Consider the following 18,646-nt stretch of genomic DNA (forward strand, 5'->3'; position numbering starts at 1 on the left):
CATTTATTAATACTTAACTCACTATCATGGTTGTACGACGTCATATCAATTGTGTTCGACTACCCAGGCTCTCACAAAAAAAATAACGGAGACTCTCCTATGACCGGTTTTCCTTCTGTCGAAGGCAAGGCTGTGGCCTCTGCGCCCGGCCATGTTGTACGACTTCTCAAGTTGCTTGGCCCCGGCGTCATTGCGGTACTGTCCTGGCTGGGCGCAGGCGATTTGATTACGTCCTCCGTGGCCGGCGCCAACTATGGTTACGCCATGATGTGGGTGCTGGCAGTGTCCCTGCTGCTCAGGTACCTGATCGTCAACATCATTGCGCGGTTTCAGCTGTGCAATAACCAAGGCATGACGATCCTCCAGGGTTACGCTCAGTTGAACCCGTTTTTCGCCTGGTTCCTGCTGGTGTATGCGCTGCTGATGGGGCATTTGATGAATGCCTACATGATCAAGGGCGCGGGGGAAGCCCTGGCCATGCTGTTCAAGACCGACTATGCATTGCTGTGTTCGGTGGCGGTGGTGTTGGCCGTATGGTTGCTGGTCGGGCGCAATATCTATTCGATGATCGAAGGTGTGATGAAAGGCCTGCTGGCAATCATGACCCTCGCATTCATTGCGCTGGCGGTGATGTCCGGGCCGGATATGGCGGGCATTGTCAAAGGGACGATTGGTTTCAGCATTCCGCCGGATGAGGGCGTACACGGGGCATTGCTGGTGGCGGTCTCGGTGATCGGCGCGGTGGCGGGCTCGATTGCCAACTTCGTGCACCCCTATGTCATGCGTCAAAAAGGCTGGGTTGGCCCACAGCACAAGCGCATCCAACGCAACGACCTGCTATTTGCCGTGTTCGTAGGCATTGTGATCAACCTGGCGATCTGGATTGTAGGCGCCGAGATCCTGCGGCCCAACGGCATTGAAGTGAAGACCCTGGGCGACCTGGGTAAGGCACTCGAAATCTTCTTCGGCCCTATTGGCTGGTACATCTTCTTTATTGGCGTGTTCGCAACGTTGTTTGCCAGCATCTCCGGTAAAACCACGGCGTTTCCAATGCTGATCACCGATGCCTTCCAGCATGTACGGCCCGGACGCCGCGAGCGTTACGGCAAAGAATTCCACCATGACCCGCTGCACAAGTGGTTCATGTTGTTCATCCTGGTGACCCCACTGATCTGGTCGCTGCCGGGCATGCCGGACTTTGTCACGCTGACCATCGGCGTCAGCGCGTTGAACATCATTGGTTTGCCGGTGATTTCCCTCGGCTTGCTGATCATGTCCAACCAGAAGTCGCTGTTGAGCAAGGAATACCGCAACAACCTGTTCGAAAATATCGCGCTGCTCTTTGCCACGGGGCTGGCGCTGTGGGTTGCGTTCCAGTTGGGTGTCGAACTGTTCAGCTGATTGCCGGACGTGCAGGCTCCGCATCTGCTTGATGCGAAGCCTGCAAGCAGTCAACGAAACGCCGGCACCACCTGCTCGATAAACAGCGCCAGCGACTTCTTCTTCTCTGCATGAGACAAGCTGTTATCGCACCAGAAGCTGAACTCATCCACGCCCAGTTCCTGGTAGTACTGGATGCGCGGGATGATCTCGGCGGCGGTGCCGATCATCGCGGTCTTGTGCAGGCTTTCCAGTTCGAACTCAGGGCGGGCGGCGAATTTTTCTTCCGGGCTTGGCGCCAGGAAGCCATTCACCGGGACTTCTTTATTGCCGAACCAGGCATCGAAGGTGCGATAGAACTTCGAGATTGCCTTGGCCCCGACTTTCCAACCTTCCGGATCATCGGCCGCGTGCACATGGGTGTGGCGCAGTACCATCAATTGCGGGCGCGGTACGTCGGGGTTGTTGTCGAGGGCCGCCTGGAATTTGTTTTTCAGATCGAGGACTTCTTCGTCGCCCTTCATCAGCGGCGTCACCATCACATTGCAGCCGTTGGCCACCGCGAAGTTGTGTGAGTCCGGGTCGCGGGCGGCGATCCACATCGGCGGGTTGGGCTGCTGGATCGGCTTGGGCACGCTGGTGGAGGTGGGGAATTTCCAGATCTCGCCGTCGTGGGCGTAGTCGCCTTTCCACAGTGCACGCACCACCGGCACCATTTCACGCAGGGCCTGGCCGCCGCTGGAGGCGGGCATGCCGCCGGCCATGCGGTCAAACTCCACCTGGTACGCGCCGCGAGCCAGGCCGACTTCCATGCGCCCGTTGCTGATCACGTCGAGCAAGGCGCATTCGCCCGCCACCCGCAGCGGGTGCCAGAACGGCGCGATGATGGTGCCGGCGCCCAGATGAATCGTGGTGGTCTTGGCCGCGAGGTAAGCCAGCAGCGGCATCGGGCTTGGCGAAATGGTGTATTCCATGGCGTGGTGTTCGCCAATCCACACGGTGCTGAAACCGCCGGCCTCGGCCATCAGGGTCAGTTCGGTCAGGTCTTCGAACAACTGACGATGGCTGACACTTTCGTCCCAACGTTCCATGTGTACGAACAGCGAAAACTTCATGGTGCTTACCTCTAATCTGTTGTTGTTTTGCGCAAATACCGGGTTTGCTGGGAGGTCAGGCAGGCACGGGCAGGGCGCCCATTTTGCCGTGGCAATAGACCAAGGGCCCGTTGGCCTGTTCCGGCACGATCAGGTTCTTCACCGAGCCGACCATGATCGCGTGGTCGCCGCCTTCATATTCACGCCACAGCTCGCACTCGATCACCGCCGTGGCATTCGCCAGGATCGGGTTGCCCAGCGCGCTGAGCGTCCATTCGATGCCTTGGGCCTTGTCTTTGCCCTTGCGCGCAAACGCATAGGCTTCGCTTTGCTGGCCGCCCGACAGGACGTGGATGGCAAAGCGCTTGTTCTTGATCAGAATGGGGTAGGAGTCGGAGCTGTAATTGGGGCAGAACAGCACCAGGGCCGGTTCCATGGACAAGGAGCTGAAGGCGCTGGCGGTGAGGCCGACGATCTGGCCGTCGTCATCGAGCGTGGTAATCACGGTGACCCCGGACGGAAATGAACCCATCACTTGTTTGTAGATGGCGGCATCGATCATGTGACGGTCCTCTGGCGGTGAAGCGGTTTTTATTAATTTCTAGGTATGATGGTATACCGTAATACACAGCTTGCAAGCGCTTTTTTAAACCCCCGATAAACGTCTTGTTCTGGCGAAATATCCAATGAATGCTGGGGTTCAGGCTGAAATTTAAGGGATTCAAGGCGACAGGGAACCGGATCAGTTGCAGGTACAAACAGCGGATCAGTCTTGTGGAAATGTTGGAATACCATAATATGGTGTTCATCCGAGAGGGTCGAAGAGCTCCCCTCGGTATGGCGTCAAACAACTATAAGATCAGACAAACGCGAGTTCATTTCCATGCCCCAGATGTCCCGGCAAGACCCCCTGATCGAGCATCACACGGTCGATTACGTCCCTCTCGCAGAGCGCCACGGAAAGGCCCGCGACCTGTTCACTTTATGGTTCAGCACCAACATCGCGCCGCTGCCCATCGTCACCGGCGCCATGGTCGCCCAGGTATTCCACCTCAATCTGGCCTGGGGACTGCTGGCAATTGCCCTCGGGCACCTGCTCGGCGGTATCGTGATAGCCCTCGCCTCGGCCCAGGGCCCGCGCATGGGCATTCCGCAGATGGTGCAGAGCCGTGGCCAGTTCGGCCGCTACGGCGCCTTGCTGATTGTGTTCTTCGCCGCACTGATCTACATCGGCTTCTTTATTTCCAACATCGTGCTGGCTGGCAAATCCATCGTCGGCATCGTGCCGTCGGTGCCGGTGCCGGCGAGCATCCTGATCGGCGCCCTCAGCGCCACCGCCATCGGCGTGATCGGCTACCGCTTTATCCACACCTTGAACCGTATCGGCACCTGGGTGATGGGCAGCGCATTGCTCGCCGGGTTTGCCTACATCTTTGCCCATGACCTACCAGCGGATTTCCTGAGCCGTGGCGGCTTCAACGCGGCTGGCTGGTTGGCCACCGTGTCGCTGGGGGTGATCTGGCAGATCAGCTTTTCGCCCTATACCAGCGACTACTCGCGTTACCTGCCGGCGGACATCGGAATTACCCGGCCTTTCATTGCGACCTACCTGGGCGCCACCCTCGGCACGATCCTGTCCTTCGCCTTTGGCCTGGTTGCCGCACTCGCCACGCCCGAGGGCACCGAAGCCATGGTAGCGGTCAAGCAGGCCACCGGTTGGCTGGGGCCGATCCTGATGGTGCTGTTTTTGCTCAATATCATCAGCCACAACGCCTTGAATCTGTACGGCGCGGTGCTGTCGATCGTCACTTCGATCCAGACCTTCGCCAGCCACTGGACTCCCAGTATCAAAGTGCGCGTGGTGCTGTCGGGCGTGATCCTCGCCGGCTGTTGCGTGGTGGCGTTGGGCGCGTCGGCGGATTTCATTTCGCAGTTCATCGGCCTGATCCTCGCGCTGTTGCTGGTACTGGTGCCGTGGGCGTCGATCAACCTGATCGACTTCTACGTCATCAAGCGCGGCGTCTATGACATCGCTTCGATCTTCCAGGCAGATGGCGGCGTGTATGGGCGCTTTAACCTGCATGCGATCGTGGCGTACTTCATCGGCATCATCGTGCAGTTGCCGTTTGCCAATACGTCGCTGTACGTGGGGCCGTGGGCCAACCTGGTGGAAGGCGCGGACCTGTCGTGGCTGGTGGGTTTGGTGGTGACGTGTCCGTTGTATTACTGCCTGGCGACACGTCAACACACCCGCAAGGCCAAGGCGGTCTACCGACTGTCATAACCCTGTGGCGAGGGGCGCCAGCGCCGGGATTCTCGTCTGGATGTGGGAGGGGGCTTGCCCCCTCCCACATTTGATTTGCGTTGTTTTTGAGCAGATAGGCAATCGTCATTGGCCCCACAACCGTGACTCAATGCGCGCCAGCGGCCTTGTTCAGGTCGCTTTCGGCCCACTCGGTATACACACACGCATCCGCCGTCGCCCAGCGCACACGCACCGGGTCGCCGGCCTTGAGCGGCATACCCGCAGCCGATAGCGCCTTGACCGTCATCGACGTGCCGCCCAGGGTGCGCACGGTGCAGGTCTGGCTTTCGCCGAGAAACAACACTTCCCCGACGATGGCCGACACTTCATTCCAGCCCGCCGCCAGCGGTTGCTCGGCGGCCTGTTCGACACTCAGCGCCAGGGCTTTTTCCGGGCGTATCATCAGCAGCACGTCCTGTTCGGTGCGCAACCCGGTGGTCAGGCGGATCGACAGGGATTGGCCTTCGAACGACGCCACTGCGTTGCCCTGGGCCTTGAGCTTGAGGAAGTTGGAGTTGCCGAGGAACGACGCCACGAACGCGTTCGGCGGGTTCTGGTACAGGTCGAAGCCGCTGCCCAGGCCGACGATCTTGCCGTGGCTGAAAATCGCGATGCGCTGGGACAGGCGCATGGCTTCTTCCTGGTCGTGGGTCACGTAGACGATGGTGATGCCCAGGCGCCGGTGCAGCTGGCGCAGTTCGTCCTGCAGGTCTTCACGCAGCTTTTTGTCGAGGGCGCCGAGGGGTTCGTCCATCAGCAGGATGCGCGGTTCGTACACCAGCGCGCGGGCGATGGCGACTCGTTGCTGTTGGCCACCGGACAGTTGCGAAGGGCGGCGATGTGCGAACTGCTCAAGCTGCACCAGCTTGAGCATGGCGTCGACACGCTTTTCGCGCTCGGCGCTGGCCAGTTTGCGGATCGCCAGGGGGAAGGCGATGTTGTCGCGCACCGACAAATGCGGGAACAGCGAGTAGCGCTGGAACACCATGCCGATGTCGCGCTTGTGCGGCGGCACGTTGACCAGCGATTGGCCGCTGACCAGGATCTCGCCGCTGCTCGGCGTTTCGAAACCGGCGAGCATCGACAGGGTGGTGCTTTTGCCAGAGCCGCTGGAGCCGAGGAAGGTGAGGAATTCGCCGTCCTGGATGTCCAGCGAGATGTTGTCCACGGCAGCAAATTCGCCGTAGAACTTGTTCAGGTTGCGCAGGCTCACCAGGCTTTGGCCAAGTGTTTGCACGGGGTCATTGATCACTGCACTCATGTCTTAATCCTCGGCGCTCAAGCGCGGGTTTCGGTGCGCCGGCGAACGGCGGCGGCAATCACCATGACCAGCACCGAGAGGCCGATCAGCAGCGTCGAGGCGACGGCGATCACAGGCGTCAGGTCCTGGCGCAGGGTGGTCCACATTTTTACGGGAAGGGTTTGCAGGGTCGGGCTGGCCATCATCACGCTGAGCACCACTTCGTCCCATGAGACCAGGAACGCGAACAGTGCACCGGCGACCATCCCAGGGCGAATTGCCGGGAACGTCACCTTGAACACGGCCTGCAAGCGCGAGGCGCCGCAGATCACCGCCGCGTCTTCAATCGACTGGTCGAACAGCTTCAGCGAGTTGATGATCGAGATGATGGTAAACGGCAGCGCAACGATCACATGGCTGACCACAAAGGCGAACATCGTGCCGGTGTAGCCCAGCTTGAGGAACAGCGCATACACCGCCACGGCGATGATCACCAGCGGCACGATCATCGGCAGGGTGAACAGGCCGTAAAGCAACTCGCGGCCGGGGAAGCGCCCGCGCACCAGGGCAAATGCGGTGGGCAGGCCCAGGGCGACGGCGAACACCGTGGTCAACACCGCGACCTTGAGGCTGGCCATGGCGGCGTTCATCCAATCGGGGTTGGAAAAGAATTGGCCGTACCATTTGAGCGTCCAGCCGGGCGGCGGGAACACCAGCCATTGCGACGAGCCGAACGACAGCAGCACGATAAACACGATCGGCAGCAGCAGGAACAGGCCGATCAACCCGGTGGTGGTGTAGAGGCCCAAGCGCATCCTGCGGCTCATGGCGTTGGGGGTCAGGAGCATGACGGCTTACCTCGCGTTGCTGGCGCCAACCGGGGATTCCGGCTGAAGCTTCAGGTAGAAGTAGAACAACACCAGCGTGATGAAGATCAGCAACGCGGCGCCGGCACTGGCCAGGCCCCAATTGAGGAACGACTGCACCTGCTGAATGATGAACTCGGGCAGCATCATGTTCTGCGCACCGCCGAGCAGCGCCGGGGTGACGTAGTAACCGAGAGACATCACGAACACCATCAGCCCGCCGGAGAACAACCCCGGCCGGCACAGCGGCAGGAAGACACGGAAGAAGTTGGTCCACGGGCTCGCGCCGCAGATCGAGCCGGCCTGCAGGATCATCGGGTCGATGGCCTGCATGGTCGCCTGCAACGGCAGCACGATGAATGGGATCATGATGTAGCTCATGCCGATCACCACGCCGGTGAGGTTATGCACCATCTCCAATGGCTGATCGATGATGCCCATGGCCATCAACGCCTTGTTGATCACCCCGGAGGCTTGCAGCAACACCAGCCAGGAATAGGTGCGGGCCAGCAGGCTGGTCCACATCGACAGCAGCACAATGCTCAGCATCCAGCGCCCCCAGCCACGCGGCACCAGGGTGATTGCCCAGGCCAGCGGAAAGCCCAGTAGCAGGCTGAACAAGGTCACCAGTCCCGCCACCGAAAAGGTATTGAGCAACACCCGGGCATAGGCCGAGTTGGCGAACAGCTGTTCATAGTTGCCCAGGCCCGGCACCGGCTCCAGCACGCCGCGCAGCAGCAGGCCGATCAGCGGCGCGAGGAAGAACAGGCCGAGAAACAGCAGGGCCGGGATCAGGTTGCTCGATCCGCGCCAACGCTGTGCCAGGGACGGCGAGGGTGTCTTGGCCGGTACCGCACCGGCAGCGCCGAGGGCGCTCCCGGTCGGTGTGGTTGCCGTCATTTTCATTTGACTAGCCATTCATTCCACCGTGTCGCAATGGCCGGGCCGTTCTTGGCCCAGTAGGCGAAATCGAGGGTGATCTGGTCCTTGGCATACGCCGTCGGCAGGTTGGGTGCGAGGACTGAATCCAGGCGCTGCACGCTGTCGATGTTCACCGGCGCATAGGCGGTCAGGTTGGAAAAATCCGCCTGGCCCTTGGCGCTGCTGGCATTGGCCAGGAATTTCATCGCTGCCGCTTTGTTTTTCGAACCTTTAGGCACAACGAGAATGTCGGCCATCACCAGGTTTTGCTTCCAGCTCACGCCGACCGGTGCACCGTCTTCCTGCAGGGCGTGGATACGGCCGTTCCAGAACTGCCCCATGCTGACTTCGCCGGAGGCCAGCAGTTGTTGCGACTGCGCGCCGCCGCCCCACCAGACGATGTCTTTCTTGATGGTGTCGAGTTTCTTGAAGGCGCGGTCCAGGTCCAGAGGGTAGAGCTTGTCGGCGGGTACACCGTCGGCCAGCAGCGCCAGTTCGAGCACGCCTGGGCTTGGCCATTTGTAGAGGGCGCGTTTGCCGGGGTAGGTCTTGGTGTCGAACAGCGCGGTCCAATCCTGGGGTTTGCCCGCGCCGAGCTTGCCTTCGTTGTAGCCAAGCACGAAGGAGAAGAAGAACGAACCGACACCGTGGTCGGAGACGAAGCGCGGGTCGATCTTGTCGCGCTGGATCACCGAGAAGTCCAGCGGTTCGAGCAGGCCTTCGGCGGCGGCGCGCAAGGCGAAGTCGGCCTCCACATCCACCACGTCCCACTGCACGTTGCCGCTCTCGACCATGGCTTTGAGTTTGCCGTAGTCGGTGGGGCCATCCTGCACGACGGTGATACCGCTGGCCTTGCTGAACGGGTCAGCCCACGCCTGCTTCTGCGCATCCTGGGTGCTACCGCCCCAGCTCACGAAATTGACGCTTTCGGCCGCCAGCGCGACGTGGCTGGTCACGCTCAGTAGTCCCGCAAACAGCGCTGCGGTTGCACCTTTGTTCAACACCATTTTTACGCCCTCATTGTTGTGTTTATGAGCGGGGCTTTGGATGCCCGCCTATCGGGAGCAGTCGGTGTGGATGACGTTATAAAGGTCATCCAACCTATGGAATATCATATTATGGTATTCCAAACTTTGCGCAAGCACTTTGCCATACCGGCTATCTGGCCGGGTCATGAAACGAAGGGAATACTTTCCACTACTTCGAGGTCGTAACCGGTCAAGCCTGCGTATTTCAAAGGTGGGCCCAGGTGGCGCAACTTGCCCACCCCGAGGTCCTGCAAAATTTGCGCTCCGGTGCCGACTTCCGAGTAAATGCGCGACTGCGACCGGCTGAACTGGCGCGGCGCCTGGGTCAGTTGCGGTACGCGTTCCAACAGGGCCTGGGACGACTCATGATTGGCCAGCACCACCACCACGCCGCTGCCTTCGGCCGCCACGCGTTGCAAGGCAGCCCACAGCGTCCAGTTTGACGGGCCGCTGTAGTCGGCACCGACCAGGTCGCGCAGCGGGTCGATCACATGCACGCGCACCAGTGCAGGTGTATCGCGGTGCAACTGGCCCATGACCATCGCCATGTGCACGCCGCCGTCGATACGGTCTTCAAAGGTGATCAGGCGGAAGGTGCCGTGCACCGTGGGCAGGTCGCGCTCACCAATGCGCACCACGGTGCGTTCGGTGCTGAGGCGGTAGTGGATCAGGTCGGCGATGGTGCCGATCTTGATGCCATGTTTGCGTGCGAAGACTTCCAGCTCCGGACGGCGGGCCATGGTGCCGTCGTCGTTCATTACTTCGACGATCACCGAGGCCGGCGTGTGCCCGGCGAGGCGCGCCAGGTCGCAACCGGCTTCGGTATGCCCGGCGCGAGTCAGCACGCCGCCATCCTTGGCGCGCAACGGGAAGATATGCCCCGGCTGCACGATGTCGGTCGGTCCGGCATTGATGTCCACGGCCGCTGCCACGGTGCGTGCGCGGTCGGCGGCGGAGATGCCGGTGGTCACGCCCGTGGCGGCTTCGATGGACACGGTAAACGCGGTGCTGAACACGCTGCCATTGCTCGGCACCATTTGCTCAAGGCCCAGGCGCTGACAGTGCTCGTCGGTGAGTGTCAGGCAGATCAGGCCGCGGGCTTCACGGGCCATGAAGCTTATAGTCTCGGCGGTGCAGCAGGCGGCGGGCAGCAACAGGTCACCCTCGTTTTCCCGGTCTTCGTCGTCCACCAGAAGCACCATCTTGCCTTGGCGGTAGTCTTCGATGATGTCTGCAATGCTGTTGAAGGCCATGTGAAATGCTCGACTTGTTGGTTGTATGTATTATGGTATACCACAAAATCTAAACAAGAGGATGTCACGATGAAGGCCTATTGGATCGCCCATGTGGATGTGTCTGATGCAGAGCAGTACACGCAATACACCCAGCGCGCGCCGGCGGCGTTTGCGAAGTTCGGCGGGCGGTTTCTGGCCAGGGGCGGGCGCAGTGAGGCGCTGGAAGGCGGGCCGGCACGGCAGCGTAATGTGGTGATCGAGTTTGATAGCTACGAGCAGGCGGTGGCGTGTTATGAGTCTGCCGAGTATCAGCAAGCCAAGGCGCACCGTGAGGGGGCGGGGGTGGCGCAGATCATTATTGTGGAAGGCTTGGCGCCCTAGTTATCAAGCCAAATAGTGGTCCAAATGTGGGAGGGGGCTTGCCCCCGATAGCAGTGTGTCAGCCACTGAATAAGGTAGCTGAACCACCGCCATCGGGGGCAAGCCCCCTCCCACATTTTGATTCGTGTTTGGCCTTGAGGTCAGCGAATGAAGTGAATCTTGCCGCTGTCGTCGTTGCCGATATAAATGCCATACACCCCAACCTGCCGCTCCTCGATATACCGCTCGAGGATCTGCCGGATCGCCGGGTAGTAGATGCTGTCCCAGGGAATGTCCTCGGGTGCGAAGAATTTGTAATCCAGCGTCTCCGGCCCGAACTGCCCGGTGATCTCCAGCGCAATCGCGCGGAAGATGATGTACACCTCGCTGATCTTCGGCACGCTGAAGATGGAGTAGGGCGAGACGATCTCGGCGCGTACGCCGCTTTCTTCCCACACCTCGCGCAATGCCGCCTGCTCAGTGGTTTCGCCACCTTCCATGAAGCCTGCGGGTAAGGTCCAGGTGCCGGGGCGCGGGGGAATAGCCCGTTGGCACAGCAGGTACTTGCCGTCCTGCTCGATGATGCAGCCGGCGATGATCTTGGGATTGATGTAATGGATATAGCCGCAGCCCCGGCACATCAGGCGCTCATGGGTATCGCCCGGTGGCAGTTGGTGACCGAGGTCACTGCCGCCGCAGGTCGGGCAAAAGCGCGGGCTGGGCACGGTCAGCGGCCTATGCGCGGTTCTTTGAGCGCGATCGGCAGGGTGATTTCCGGCGTCTTGCCGGTCTCTTCCTGTTTGTGCTTGAGGTAATCCAGAGCCACGGCGGCGGCGGCACGCACGTGATCGACACACGCTTGGTGGGCCGCGAGCGGGTCGCCGCTCTTGATCGCCTGGACCATGCGTTCCATTTCCTGGTTGCTGGTGCCGCGACGGTTTTCCTGGGACACGGAGGTGGCACGCAGGTAGCTGATGCGGGCCTGCAACTGGCGCAATTGGGTAGCGGCCACGTGGTTGCCGGAGCCTTCGAGCAGCACGTCATAGAAGCCCTGGACCGAGTCGATGACCTGTTGCAGTTCACCGTCCTTGAGGGCCTTGCGGTTTTCTTCCAGGGCTTTTTCCAGGGCCTTGATGTCCTTGGCCTTGGCGCGCAGGGTGAACAGCTGCACGATCAAGCCTTCGAGCACGCAACGCAGTTCATAGATGTCGACGGCGTCGGCCAGGGTGATGATTGCCACTTGCGGGCCCTTGGCATCGGCGAACTCCACCAGGCCTTCGGACTCCAGGTGACGCAAGGCTTCGCGTACCGAGGTGCGGCTGACGCCGAGACGGTCGCACAGGTCGCGCTCCACCAGGCGGTCACCGGGCAGCAACTGGAAGTTCATGATGGCGCTGCGCAGTTTTTCCAACACGATTTCGCGCAGGGTGACCGGGTTGTGATTGACCTTGAAGCTGTCGTCGAGGGGCGCGCGTTTCATGGGGTTAGCTCTGAATGTGGCGGTTGACTGGAGGCCTCGGCCGGCCGGGGGCCGATTGAGGGCCGAAAATCGTGCCCAAGTTTATCATGCTGCGTTCTTTAAGCGACAAACCCTCACGGCCCCCGGACGCCTCACGCCAGCGTCGGCAATGGGCCCAGCTTGCCCTTGTGGTAGATCATCGGCGTGACCGGTTCGGCGGGCAGGATCAGGTTCTTCACCGCGCCGACGATGATCGCGTGGTCACCACCGTCGTATTCGCGCCACAACTCGCACTCGATGATCGCCGTGGCCTTGGCCAGCAGCGGGTTGCCCAGTTCGCTCAAGTGCCACTCGATGCCCTTGGCCTTTTCCTTGCCCTTGCTGGCAAAGGCATAGGCTTCGGCGGTCTGGTCGGCAGACAAAAGGTGGATTGCAAACCGCTTGCTGTCGCGCAGGATCGGGTAGGTGTCCGACGCATAGTTGGGGCAGAACAGCACCAGCGCCGGGTCAATCGACAGCGCGCTGAACGCGCTGGCGGTAATGCCGACGATACCGCCGTCCGGGTCGAGGGCGGTGACCACCGTGACGCCGGAGGGGAAGGAGCTCATGACGTCTTTATAAATGCCGGGTTCGATCATGGTCGTGGACTCTTAACGCATCACAAAAGGATCAGGCATGGGCGCCTGGGAGAGGTTGATCCACACCGTCTTCAGCTCGGTGTAGGCCAGTACCGAATCAATGCCGCTTTCGCGCCCGTAGCCGCTGTTCTTGAAACCGCCGATGGGCGCCATCGCCGACACCGCACGGTAGGTGTTGACCCAGATGATCCCCGAACGCACGTCCCGCGCCAGGCGATGGGCGCGGCCCAGGTCACGGGTCCAGATACCGGCGGCGAGGCCGAACTGCGAGTCGTTGGCGGTGGCCAGAGCTTCGGCTTCATCCTTGAAACGGATGACTGAGGCCACTGGGCCGAACACTTCTTCCTGCATGATTTTCATCGAATTGCGGTCGCACTCGAACAGCGTTGGCTCATAGAACCAACCTTCGCCGAGGTTCTGTGGGCGCTTGCCGCCGGTGCGCAGGCGCGCGCCTTCGGCGATGGCATCGGCGACCAGGCCTTCGACCACGGCCAGTTGCTGCGCGGTGGCCATGGGGCCCATTTCGCTGGCGTCGTCTTGGGGGTTGCCGATGCGGATGCGCTGGGCGCGTGCCACCAGGCGGTCGACGAATTCGTCGTAGATTTCAGCCTGCACCAGCAGGCGCGAGCCGGACACGCAGCTTTGCCCGGACGCCGCGTAGATGCCGGCAATCGCGCCATTGATGGCGCTGTCCAGATCAGCATCGGCAAAGATGATGTTCGGCGACTTGCCGCCCAATTCCAGGGACAGCTTGGCGAAGTTCTCGGCGCTGCTGCGCACCACATGCCGCGCCGTGGCCGCGCCGCCGGTAAAGGCGATCTTGCGCACCAGCGGATGGCGGGTGAGGGCGGCGCCGGTGCTCGGGCCGTAACCGGTGACCACGTTGACCACACCCGGTGGGATCCCGGCTTCCAGCGCCAGGCGTGCCAGTTCGAGAATGGTCGCCGAGGCGTGTTCCGACGGTTTGATCACAATGGTGTTGCCCGCCGCCAGGGCCGGTGCGAGCTTGATCGCGGTGAGGTACAGAGGGCTGTTCCACGGAATGATCGCGGCAACCACGCCCATGGCTTCGTGCACGGTGTAGGCGAACAGGTCGGGTTTATCCAGCGGCAGGGTGCCGCCTTCAAGCTTGTCGGCCAGGCCTGCGGTGTAGTGGAAAAACTCTGGCAGGTAGCTGACCTGGCCACGGGTCTCGCGGATCAGCTTGCCGTTGTCGCGGCTTTCCAGCTGGGCCAGTCGCTCTGTGTTTGCGGCGATCAGGTCACCCAGGCGACGCAGCAGTTTGCCCCGTGCGGTGGCGGTGAGGCCGCGCCAGGCCGGGCTGTCGAAAGCGGTTTGGGCGGCCTGTACGGCGCGCTCCACATCCGCTTCGTCGGCGTCGGGCAATTGCGCCCAAGGCTCGGCCAGCGCCGGATTGAGGCTGTCAAAGGTCTTGCCGGACAGGGCATCGACCCATTCACCGCCGATGCACATCTGGAAGCGTTCAAGCGTCATGCCACGATCCCCTTTATCGGGTGTTGTTGGGAGTGTGCCGTTTCAAGAAACCCCAGCAGCAGCTGGTTGACCAGGCGCGGCGATTCTACCGGCATCATATGCCGTTGCTCGGGCAGTACCGCAACGGTCGCGCCGGGAATGCGCTCGGCCAGTTGCCGGGCCATCTGCGGCGTGGAGCCGGGGTCCAGCTCACCGGTGGCGACCAGGGTCGGCGCCTGGATGCTGCCCAGGTCGTCGGCGCGGTACATGTCCTGGGTCGCAAACAGTTCATAGGTGGTGAGGTAGCCCTGGGGATCGTTGCCCGCCAGGGTTTCGCGCAGCGCAGCAATCTGCGCCGGGTTGGCCGCCTGGTATTCGCGGCTGAACCAGCGCGACAGCGCCGCTTCGGCATTCGCATCCGGGCCATGTTCGGCGGCCTGGGCGGTGCGGGCGATCACGCCTTCGCGCTGTTCGGGGCTGCGGTTGAACACACTGTTGAGCACCACCAGGCCTTGCAGGCGTTGCGGGTAATGCAGCGCAAAGGCACGCGCTACCAGGCCGCCCATGGAAAAGCCGATCACCGTGGCCTTGGGCAGTTGCAGGTGGTCGAGCAGTTCCAGCAACTGGTCGGCGTAACCGAGCAGCGGCGTGCCGGCGGCCGGGCGTGGGCTGGCGCCGTGGCCGAGCATGTCGTAGCTGATCACGCGGTAATTCGTGGCCAGGCCAACCACCTGGCCGCCCCACATTTCTTTATTCAGGCCCACGCCGTGGATCAAAACCACAGGCTGGCCTTGGCCGGTCGCCAGGTAACTGGTGCCAGCCGGTGTGTGTTCAGCGGTGAGCCGAATCATGGAGCGCTCCTGCATGCTTTTTGTTGTGGTGGCCGGCCGTGCTTACTGGGCGCTTTCCGCCGCCAGTTCTTCCAGGTCGATGTAGCGATTGCCGATGCGCGGGTGCAGGCGGCCGCCGTCGGCGCAACCCAGGACCACGACGATTTCGTCGGCACGCGGTGAGTCTTCGATCTGCATTTCCAGGGTGATGTAGTGCGAACGCAGGCCTTCGTCGTCCTTGTGCATCATCGGTACCTGGATCGAGGTGCCTGGGCCGCCGCGCTTGTTGGTGAAGCTCAGGTAGCTCTTGGCCTTGACCGCTTCACGGTAGTGGTTGCCAAAGCGCAGGGTGTGGATGATCGCGCTGGCGTGTTCGATCTCGCCGTCGGCACCGACCACGGCGGCCTTGCCATAGGCTTCGATCTTTTCAGCGCCGCCGATGATGCTCACCAGACGCTCGACCATCTGGGCACCGAGGTCGGAGCAGTTGGCGCGGATCTCAGGCTTGAGGTCTTCCACGAAACCGCGACCGAGCCAGGGGTTTTTCAGTACGACGGCAAGGCCGACCATTTTTACCGGGGTGTCGGAGGCTTTGCCGCCTTCGATAAAGGTCTCTTCTACATAGCTGACGATCTTGCGGATTTCGAAACTCATGAGCGGCTCCATCAGGTGTGGGTGAGGATTTCGTATGATGGTATACCATAATACGCAAAGCACAAGTGGCGAAAATGAGGTGAGGCGACAAAGGGCGGGTGTGAGATTTAATCGAGTCGATGTTAAAAAATGTTAGATGGAAAAAATACTTCACATAATCCGTTCATTGGTGGATGATCGATCACAATTCCAACGCGGCTCGCCGGTGTGGTGTCAGCCGCCGTTTTCCCCTGGAGTACCCATGAATAATAAGAATGTCGGTGTGATCGGTTTGGGCGCGATGGGGCTGGGCATTGCCCGCTCGCTGCTGCGCGCCGGGTTCAATGTGCATGCCTGTGATGTGCGTGAGGCAGTCACCCAACAGTTCGCCGGCGAAGGCGGAGTGGCGTGCACATCGCCCGCACACATGGCGGACACGTGCGATGTGATCATCACGGTGGTGGTCAACGCCGAACAGACCGAGACCGTGTTGTTTGGTGAAGGCGGTGCCGTGGCGGCGTTGCGGCCAGACAGCCTGTTGATCGGCTGTGCCACCGTGGCGCCGACCTACGCCGTAGAACTGGGCCAGCGCCTGGGCGAACACGGCCTGCTGTACCTGGATGCGCCGATTTCCGGCGGTGCGGCCAAAGCCGCCGCCGGCGAAATGACCATGATGACGTCCGGCCCGCAGGCCGCCTATGCCAAGGCCGAAGCGGTACTCGCGGGCATGGCCGGCAAGGTCTATCGCCTGGGCGATGTCCACGGGCTGGGCTCCAAGGTCAAGATCATCAACCAATTGCTCGCCGGGGTGCACATCGCCGCATCCGCCGAAGCCATGGCCCTGGGCCTGCGCGAAGGGGTCGACGCCGATGCCTTGTATGAGGTGATCACTCACAGCGCCGGCAATTCGTGGATGTTCGAGAACCGCGTGCCGCACATTCTCAAGGCCGACTACACGCCGCTGTCGGCCGTGGACATTTTCGTCAAGGACCTGGGCCTGGTGCTGGATACCGCCCGTGCGAGCAAGTTTCCACTGCCGCTGTCGGCCACGGCGCACCAGATGTTCATGCAGGCCTCCAGCGCCGGTTTCGGCCGCGAGGACGATTCGGCGGTGATCAAGATTTTCCCTGGCATCGATCTGCCGACCGCCAAGCCCGAATCTGTGTGAGGACCGCTCCATGACTAACCCCACCGCACGCCCGTTGCTGGGCTGCATTGCCGACGATTTCACCGGCGCCACCGACCTTGCCAACATGCTGGTGCGCGGCGGTATGCGTACGGTGCAGAGCATTGGCATTCCCAGCCGCGAAGTCGCCGATGGGCTGGATGCCGATGCCATCGTCATCGCGCTCAAGTCGCGCACCACGCCTGCTGTCGAGGCCGTCGAAGAATCACTGGCCGCGTTGGAGTGGCTGCGCGGGCAGGGCTGTGAGCAGATTTTCTTCAAGTACTGCTCCACCTTTGATTCCACCGCCGCCGGCAATATCGGCCAGGTCAGCGAGGCGTTGCTCAAGGCGCTGGGCAGTGACTTCACGCTGGCCTGCCCGGCCTTCCCGGAAAACGGCCGGACAATTTTTCGTGGCCACTTGTTTGTGCAGGACCAGTTGCTCAGCGAATCGGGCATGCAGCACCACCCGTTGACGCCCATGGGCGACGCGAACCTGGTGCGGGTGCTGCAACAGCAGACGCAATTACCGGTGGGGTTGCTGCGCTACGACGCGGTCGCCGCGGGTCTCGACGCTACACGCCAGAAGATTGCCGAGCTGCGCGAGCAAGGGGTGGGCATCGCCATCGCTGACGCGCTGTCGGACCAGGATCTCTACACATTGGGCAGTGCCTGCGCCGACTTGCCGTTGCTGACGGGCGGCTCGGGCCTGGCGTTGGGCCTGCCGGGCAATTTTCGACGCGCCGGTAAACTGCGTGATTTGGATGTCAGTGCATTGCCCACGGTCGGCGGCGGCGAAGTGGTGCTGGCAGGCAGTGCGTCGGTAGCGACCCTCGGCCAGGTGGCCGCGTGGTGCGAAGCCGGTCGCCCGGCGTTGCGCATTGACCCCGTCGCCCTGGCCGCGGGTGAGCCTGTGGTCGCACAGGCGCTGGCCTTTGCCCGTGACAGTTCACAAACCGTGTTGATTTACGCCACCAGCACCCCGGCCGAGGTCAAGGCGGTGCAGCAACAACTCGGGGTCGAACGCGCCGGGGCGCTGGTGGAGGAGGCGTTGGGCGAGATTGCTGCCGGCCTGCGCGAGCAAGGTGTGCGGCGCTTCGTGGTGGCGGGCGGGGAGACCTCCGGCGCCGTGGTCAAGGCGCTTGGCGTCAACCTGTTGCAGATCGGTGCGCAGATCGACCCCGGCGTGCCGGCCACGCTCAGCAGCTCCGCCGAACCGCTGGCGCTGGCGCTGAAGTCGGGCAACTTCGGTGGCCGCGACTTCTTTGCCAAAGCCCTCGCGCACCTGGCCGGAGATGCCCAATGAGCGGCATCGACGAGCAGGCCCAGCGCGAAGAAATCTGCGACGTCGGCCGCAGCCTTTATCAGCGCGGCTACACCGTCGGCAGCGCCGGCAATATCAGCGCGCGCCTCGACGATGGTTGGCTGATTACCCCTACCGACGTCTGCCTCGGCCGTCTTGAGCCGGCGGCAATTGCCAAGGTCAACCTGCAAGGCGAGTGGGTGTCCGGGGATAAACCTTCGAAGACCCTGGCCTTGCATCGGCAGGTGTATGACCGCAATCCTTCGGTGGGCGGCGTGGTGCATACCCATTCCACCCATCTGGTGGCGCTGACCCTCGCCGGTGTCTGGCGCGACGACGATATCCTGCCGCCGCTCACGCCCTACCAAGTGATGAAGGTCGGGCACATTCCATTGATCGGCTATCAACGCCCTGGCTCGCCCAAGGTCGCCGAGCAAGTGGCGCAACTGGCCAACAGTGTGCGCGGAGTGATGCTCGAACGCCTCGGACCGGTGGTCTGGGAAAGCTCAGTGTCCAGGGCCAGCTATGCCCTGGAAGAGTTGGAAGAAACCGCCAGGCTCTGGTTGATGAGTAACCCTCGGCCCGCGCCGATGGATCAAGCGGCATTGGATGAACTGCGCGAGACGTTCGGCGCGCACTGGTAACCCGTAGACCGAAACTGCAAGCCTCCAGCGAGACCCGCCTGCGGATTTCGACGGGGCCGGCTTGCGCCAAAA

General features: G+C 61.9%; 19 protein-coding genes. 6 read left to right on the top strand and 13 right to left on the bottom strand.

Going from position 1 to position 18,646, the window contains the following annotated elements; all coding sequences use genetic code 11:
* Positions 1-99: 99 nt before the first annotated feature.
* Positions 100-1,401: an Nramp family divalent metal transporter gene (locus DNK50_RS14480; protein ID WP_112194725.1), complete on the top strand. Its 1,302-nt coding sequence runs from the start codon at positions 100-102 to the stop codon at positions 1,399-1,401.
* 50 nt (positions 1,402-1,451) lie between these two features.
* Here DNK50_RS14480 and DNK50_RS14485 read toward each other — a convergent pair whose 3' ends face one another.
* Positions 1,452-2,495, bottom strand: a complete 1,044-nt coding sequence (locus DNK50_RS14485) for an LLM class flavin-dependent oxidoreductase (RefSeq protein WP_099584563.1) — start codon at positions 2,493-2,495, stop codon at positions 1,452-1,454.
* Positions 2,496-2,550: 55 nt separating this feature from the next.
* Positions 2,551-3,036 carry a flavin reductase family protein gene (locus DNK50_RS14490; protein WP_112194727.1) on the bottom strand — a complete coding sequence of 162 codons (486 nt, stop codon included), beginning with the start codon at positions 3,034-3,036 and terminating at the stop codon, positions 2,551-2,553.
* A gap of 321 nt (positions 3,037-3,357) precedes the next feature.
* Between DNK50_RS14490 and DNK50_RS14495 the strand changes: the two genes are divergently transcribed.
* Entirely contained in the window at positions 3,358-4,758 is a 1,401-nt protein-coding gene (locus DNK50_RS14495; protein WP_099584599.1) for a cytosine permease, read from the top strand.
* 127 nt (positions 4,759-4,885) lie between these two features.
* On the opposite strand, the gene DNK50_RS14500 is transcribed toward DNK50_RS14495, so the two are convergent.
* The 5 genes from DNK50_RS14500 to ribBA form a co-directional block, all read right to left on the bottom strand.
* Positions 4,886-6,040, bottom strand: a complete 1,155-nt coding sequence (locus DNK50_RS14500; RefSeq protein ID WP_112194728.1) for an ABC transporter ATP-binding protein — start codon at positions 6,038-6,040, stop codon at positions 4,886-4,888.
* Between the two features lie 17 nt (positions 6,041-6,057).
* Positions 6,058-6,867: an ABC transporter permease gene (locus DNK50_RS14505; protein WP_112194730.1), complete on the bottom strand. Its 810-nt coding sequence runs from the start codon at positions 6,865-6,867 to the stop codon at positions 6,058-6,060.
* Positions 6,868-6,873: 6 nt separating this feature from the next.
* A complete protein-coding gene (locus DNK50_RS14510) occupies positions 6,874-7,791 on the bottom strand; it encodes an ABC transporter permease (RefSeq protein WP_099584566.1) in 918 nt (305 codons plus the stop codon).
* The gene (locus DNK50_RS14515) at positions 7,788-8,813 is read right to left on the bottom strand and encodes an ABC transporter substrate-binding protein (protein ID WP_112194732.1); all 1,026 of its coding nucleotides are present in this window, start codon (positions 8,811-8,813) and stop codon (positions 7,788-7,790) included. Before DNK50_RS14515 ends, DNK50_RS14510 begins: the two co-directional genes overlap by 4 nt.
* A 164-nt stretch (positions 8,814-8,977) precedes the next feature.
* Complete coding sequence (gene ribBA / locus DNK50_RS14520; RefSeq protein WP_099584568.1) at positions 8,978-10,087, bottom strand: bifunctional 3,4-dihydroxy-2-butanone-4-phosphate synthase/GTP cyclohydrolase II; 1,110 nt, start codon at positions 10,085-10,087, stop codon at positions 8,978-8,980.
* A gap of 69 nt (positions 10,088-10,156) precedes the next feature.
* Here ribBA and DNK50_RS14525 point away from each other — a divergent pair, with 69 nt between their 5' ends.
* Positions 10,157-10,450 (top strand): DUF1330 domain-containing protein, encoded by a 294-nt coding sequence (locus DNK50_RS14525; RefSeq protein WP_112194734.1) that lies wholly within the window; start codon positions 10,157-10,159, stop codon positions 10,448-10,450.
* A 140-nt stretch (positions 10,451-10,590) separates the two neighbouring features.
* Here the strand turns inward: DNK50_RS14525 and DNK50_RS14530 are convergent, their stop codons facing one another.
* The 6 genes from DNK50_RS14530 to DNK50_RS14555 form a co-directional block, all read right to left on the bottom strand.
* Positions 10,591-11,154, bottom strand: coding sequence for an NUDIX hydrolase (locus DNK50_RS14530; RefSeq protein ID WP_112194736.1), 564 nt, complete (start codon positions 11,152-11,154; stop codon positions 10,591-10,593).
* A gap of 2 nt (positions 11,155-11,156) precedes the next feature.
* Positions 11,157-11,909, bottom strand: coding sequence for a GntR family transcriptional regulator (locus DNK50_RS14535; RefSeq protein WP_112194737.1), 753 nt, complete (start codon positions 11,907-11,909; stop codon positions 11,157-11,159).
* A 131-nt stretch (positions 11,910-12,040) separates the two neighbouring features.
* Positions 12,041-12,526, bottom strand: a complete 486-nt coding sequence (locus tag DNK50_RS14540; protein WP_112194739.1) for a flavin reductase family protein — start codon at positions 12,524-12,526, stop codon at positions 12,041-12,043.
* Between the two features lie 12 nt (positions 12,527-12,538).
* Positions 12,539-14,020 carry an aldehyde dehydrogenase gene (locus tag DNK50_RS14545; protein WP_112194741.1) on the bottom strand — a complete coding sequence of 494 codons (1,482 nt, stop codon included), beginning with the start codon at positions 14,018-14,020 and terminating at the stop codon, positions 12,539-12,541.
* A complete protein-coding gene (locus tag DNK50_RS14550) occupies positions 14,017-14,850 on the bottom strand; it encodes an alpha/beta fold hydrolase (RefSeq protein WP_112194743.1) in 834 nt (277 codons plus the stop codon). The genes DNK50_RS14545 and DNK50_RS14550 overlap by 4 nt, the downstream gene beginning before the upstream one ends.
* Positions 14,851-14,892: 42 nt before the next feature.
* The gene (locus DNK50_RS14555; protein WP_099584575.1) at positions 14,893-15,483 is read right to left on the bottom strand and encodes an amino acid synthesis family protein; all 591 of its coding nucleotides are present in this window, start codon (positions 15,481-15,483) and stop codon (positions 14,893-14,895) included.
* A 136-nt stretch (positions 15,484-15,619) separates the two neighbouring features.
* Here DNK50_RS14555 and ltnD point away from each other — a divergent pair, with 136 nt between their 5' ends.
* From ltnD to DNK50_RS14570, 3 genes are read left to right on the top strand one after another with little or no spacing between them, the layout of a single operon-like run.
* On the top strand, positions 15,620-16,630 hold the full coding sequence (ltnD, locus tag DNK50_RS14560) for an L-threonate dehydrogenase (RefSeq protein ID WP_112194744.1): 1,011 nt from the start codon (positions 15,620-15,622) through the stop codon (positions 16,628-16,630).
* A gap of 10 nt (positions 16,631-16,640) precedes the next feature.
* Positions 16,641-17,933 carry a 3-oxo-tetronate kinase gene (gene otnK / locus DNK50_RS14565; RefSeq protein WP_112194746.1) on the top strand — a complete coding sequence of 431 codons (1,293 nt, stop codon included), beginning with the start codon at positions 16,641-16,643 and terminating at the stop codon, positions 17,931-17,933.
* Positions 17,930-18,574, top strand: coding sequence for an aldolase (locus DNK50_RS14570; protein ID WP_112194748.1), 645 nt, complete (start codon positions 17,930-17,932; stop codon positions 18,572-18,574). The genes otnK and DNK50_RS14570 overlap by 4 nt, the downstream gene beginning before the upstream one ends.
* The last annotated feature ends 72 nt before the right edge of the window (positions 18,575-18,646 follow it).

The sequence above is a fragment of the Pseudomonas sp. LG1E9 genome, from assembly GCF_003290225.1.
Lineage (GTDB): Bacteria > Pseudomonadota > Gammaproteobacteria > Pseudomonadales > Pseudomonadaceae > Aquipseudomonas > Aquipseudomonas cyclaminis.

What these genes read in the sequence shown, in the direction of transcription:
- DNK50_RS14500 (WP_112194728.1), bottom strand. Translation starts at nt 6,040, where the DNA reads ATGAGTGCAGTGATCAATGACCCCGTGCAAACACTTGGCCAAAGCCTG.
- DNK50_RS14545 (WP_112194741.1), bottom strand. Translation starts at nt 14,020, where the DNA reads ATGACGCTTGAACGCTTCCAGATGTGCATCGGCGGTGAATGGGTCGAT.
- DNK50_RS14510 (WP_099584566.1), bottom strand. Translation starts at nt 7,791, where the DNA reads ATGAAAATGACGGCAACCACACCGACCGGGAGCGCCCTCGGCGCTGCC.
- otnK (WP_112194746.1), top strand. Translation starts at nt 16,641, where the DNA reads ATGACTAACCCCACCGCACGCCCGTTGCTGGGCTGCATTGCCGACGAT.
- DNK50_RS14495 (WP_099584599.1), top strand. Translation starts at nt 3,358, where the DNA reads ATGCCCCAGATGTCCCGGCAAGACCCCCTGATCGAGCATCACACGGTC.
- DNK50_RS14555 (WP_099584575.1), bottom strand. Translation starts at nt 15,483, where the DNA reads ATGAGTTTCGAAATCCGCAAGATCGTCAGCTATGTAGAAGAGACCTTT.
- DNK50_RS14550 (WP_112194743.1), bottom strand. Translation starts at nt 14,850, where the DNA reads ATGATTCGGCTCACCGCTGAACACACACCGGCTGGCACCAGTTACCTG.
- ltnD (WP_112194744.1), top strand. Translation starts at nt 15,620, where the DNA reads ATGGAAAAAATACTTCACATAATCCGTTCATTGGTGGATGATCGATCA.
- DNK50_RS14570 (WP_112194748.1), top strand. Translation starts at nt 17,930, where the DNA reads ATGAGCGGCATCGACGAGCAGGCCCAGCGCGAAGAAATCTGCGACGTC.
- DNK50_RS14515 (WP_112194732.1), bottom strand. Translation starts at nt 8,813, where the DNA reads ATGGTGTTGAACAAAGGTGCAACCGCAGCGCTGTTTGCGGGACTACTG.
- DNK50_RS14540 (WP_112194739.1), bottom strand. Translation starts at nt 12,526, where the DNA reads ATGATCGAACCCGGCATTTATAAAGACGTCATGAGCTCCTTCCCCTCC.
- DNK50_RS14505 (WP_112194730.1), bottom strand. Translation starts at nt 6,867, where the DNA reads ATGCTCCTGACCCCCAACGCCATGAGCCGCAGGATGCGCTTGGGCCTC.
- DNK50_RS14525 (WP_112194734.1), top strand. Translation starts at nt 10,157, where the DNA reads ATGAAGGCCTATTGGATCGCCCATGTGGATGTGTCTGATGCAGAGCAG.
- ribBA (WP_099584568.1), bottom strand. Translation starts at nt 10,087, where the DNA reads ATGGCCTTCAACAGCATTGCAGACATCATCGAAGACTACCGCCAAGGC.
- DNK50_RS14480 (WP_112194725.1), top strand. Translation starts at nt 100, where the DNA reads ATGACCGGTTTTCCTTCTGTCGAAGGCAAGGCTGTGGCCTCTGCGCCC.
- DNK50_RS14485 (WP_099584563.1), bottom strand. Translation starts at nt 2,495, where the DNA reads ATGAAGTTTTCGCTGTTCGTACACATGGAACGTTGGGACGAAAGTGTC.
- DNK50_RS14490 (WP_112194727.1), bottom strand. Translation starts at nt 3,036, where the DNA reads ATGATCGATGCCGCCATCTACAAACAAGTGATGGGTTCATTTCCGTCC.
- DNK50_RS14535 (WP_112194737.1), bottom strand. Translation starts at nt 11,909, where the DNA reads ATGAAACGCGCGCCCCTCGACGACAGCTTCAAGGTCAATCACAACCCG.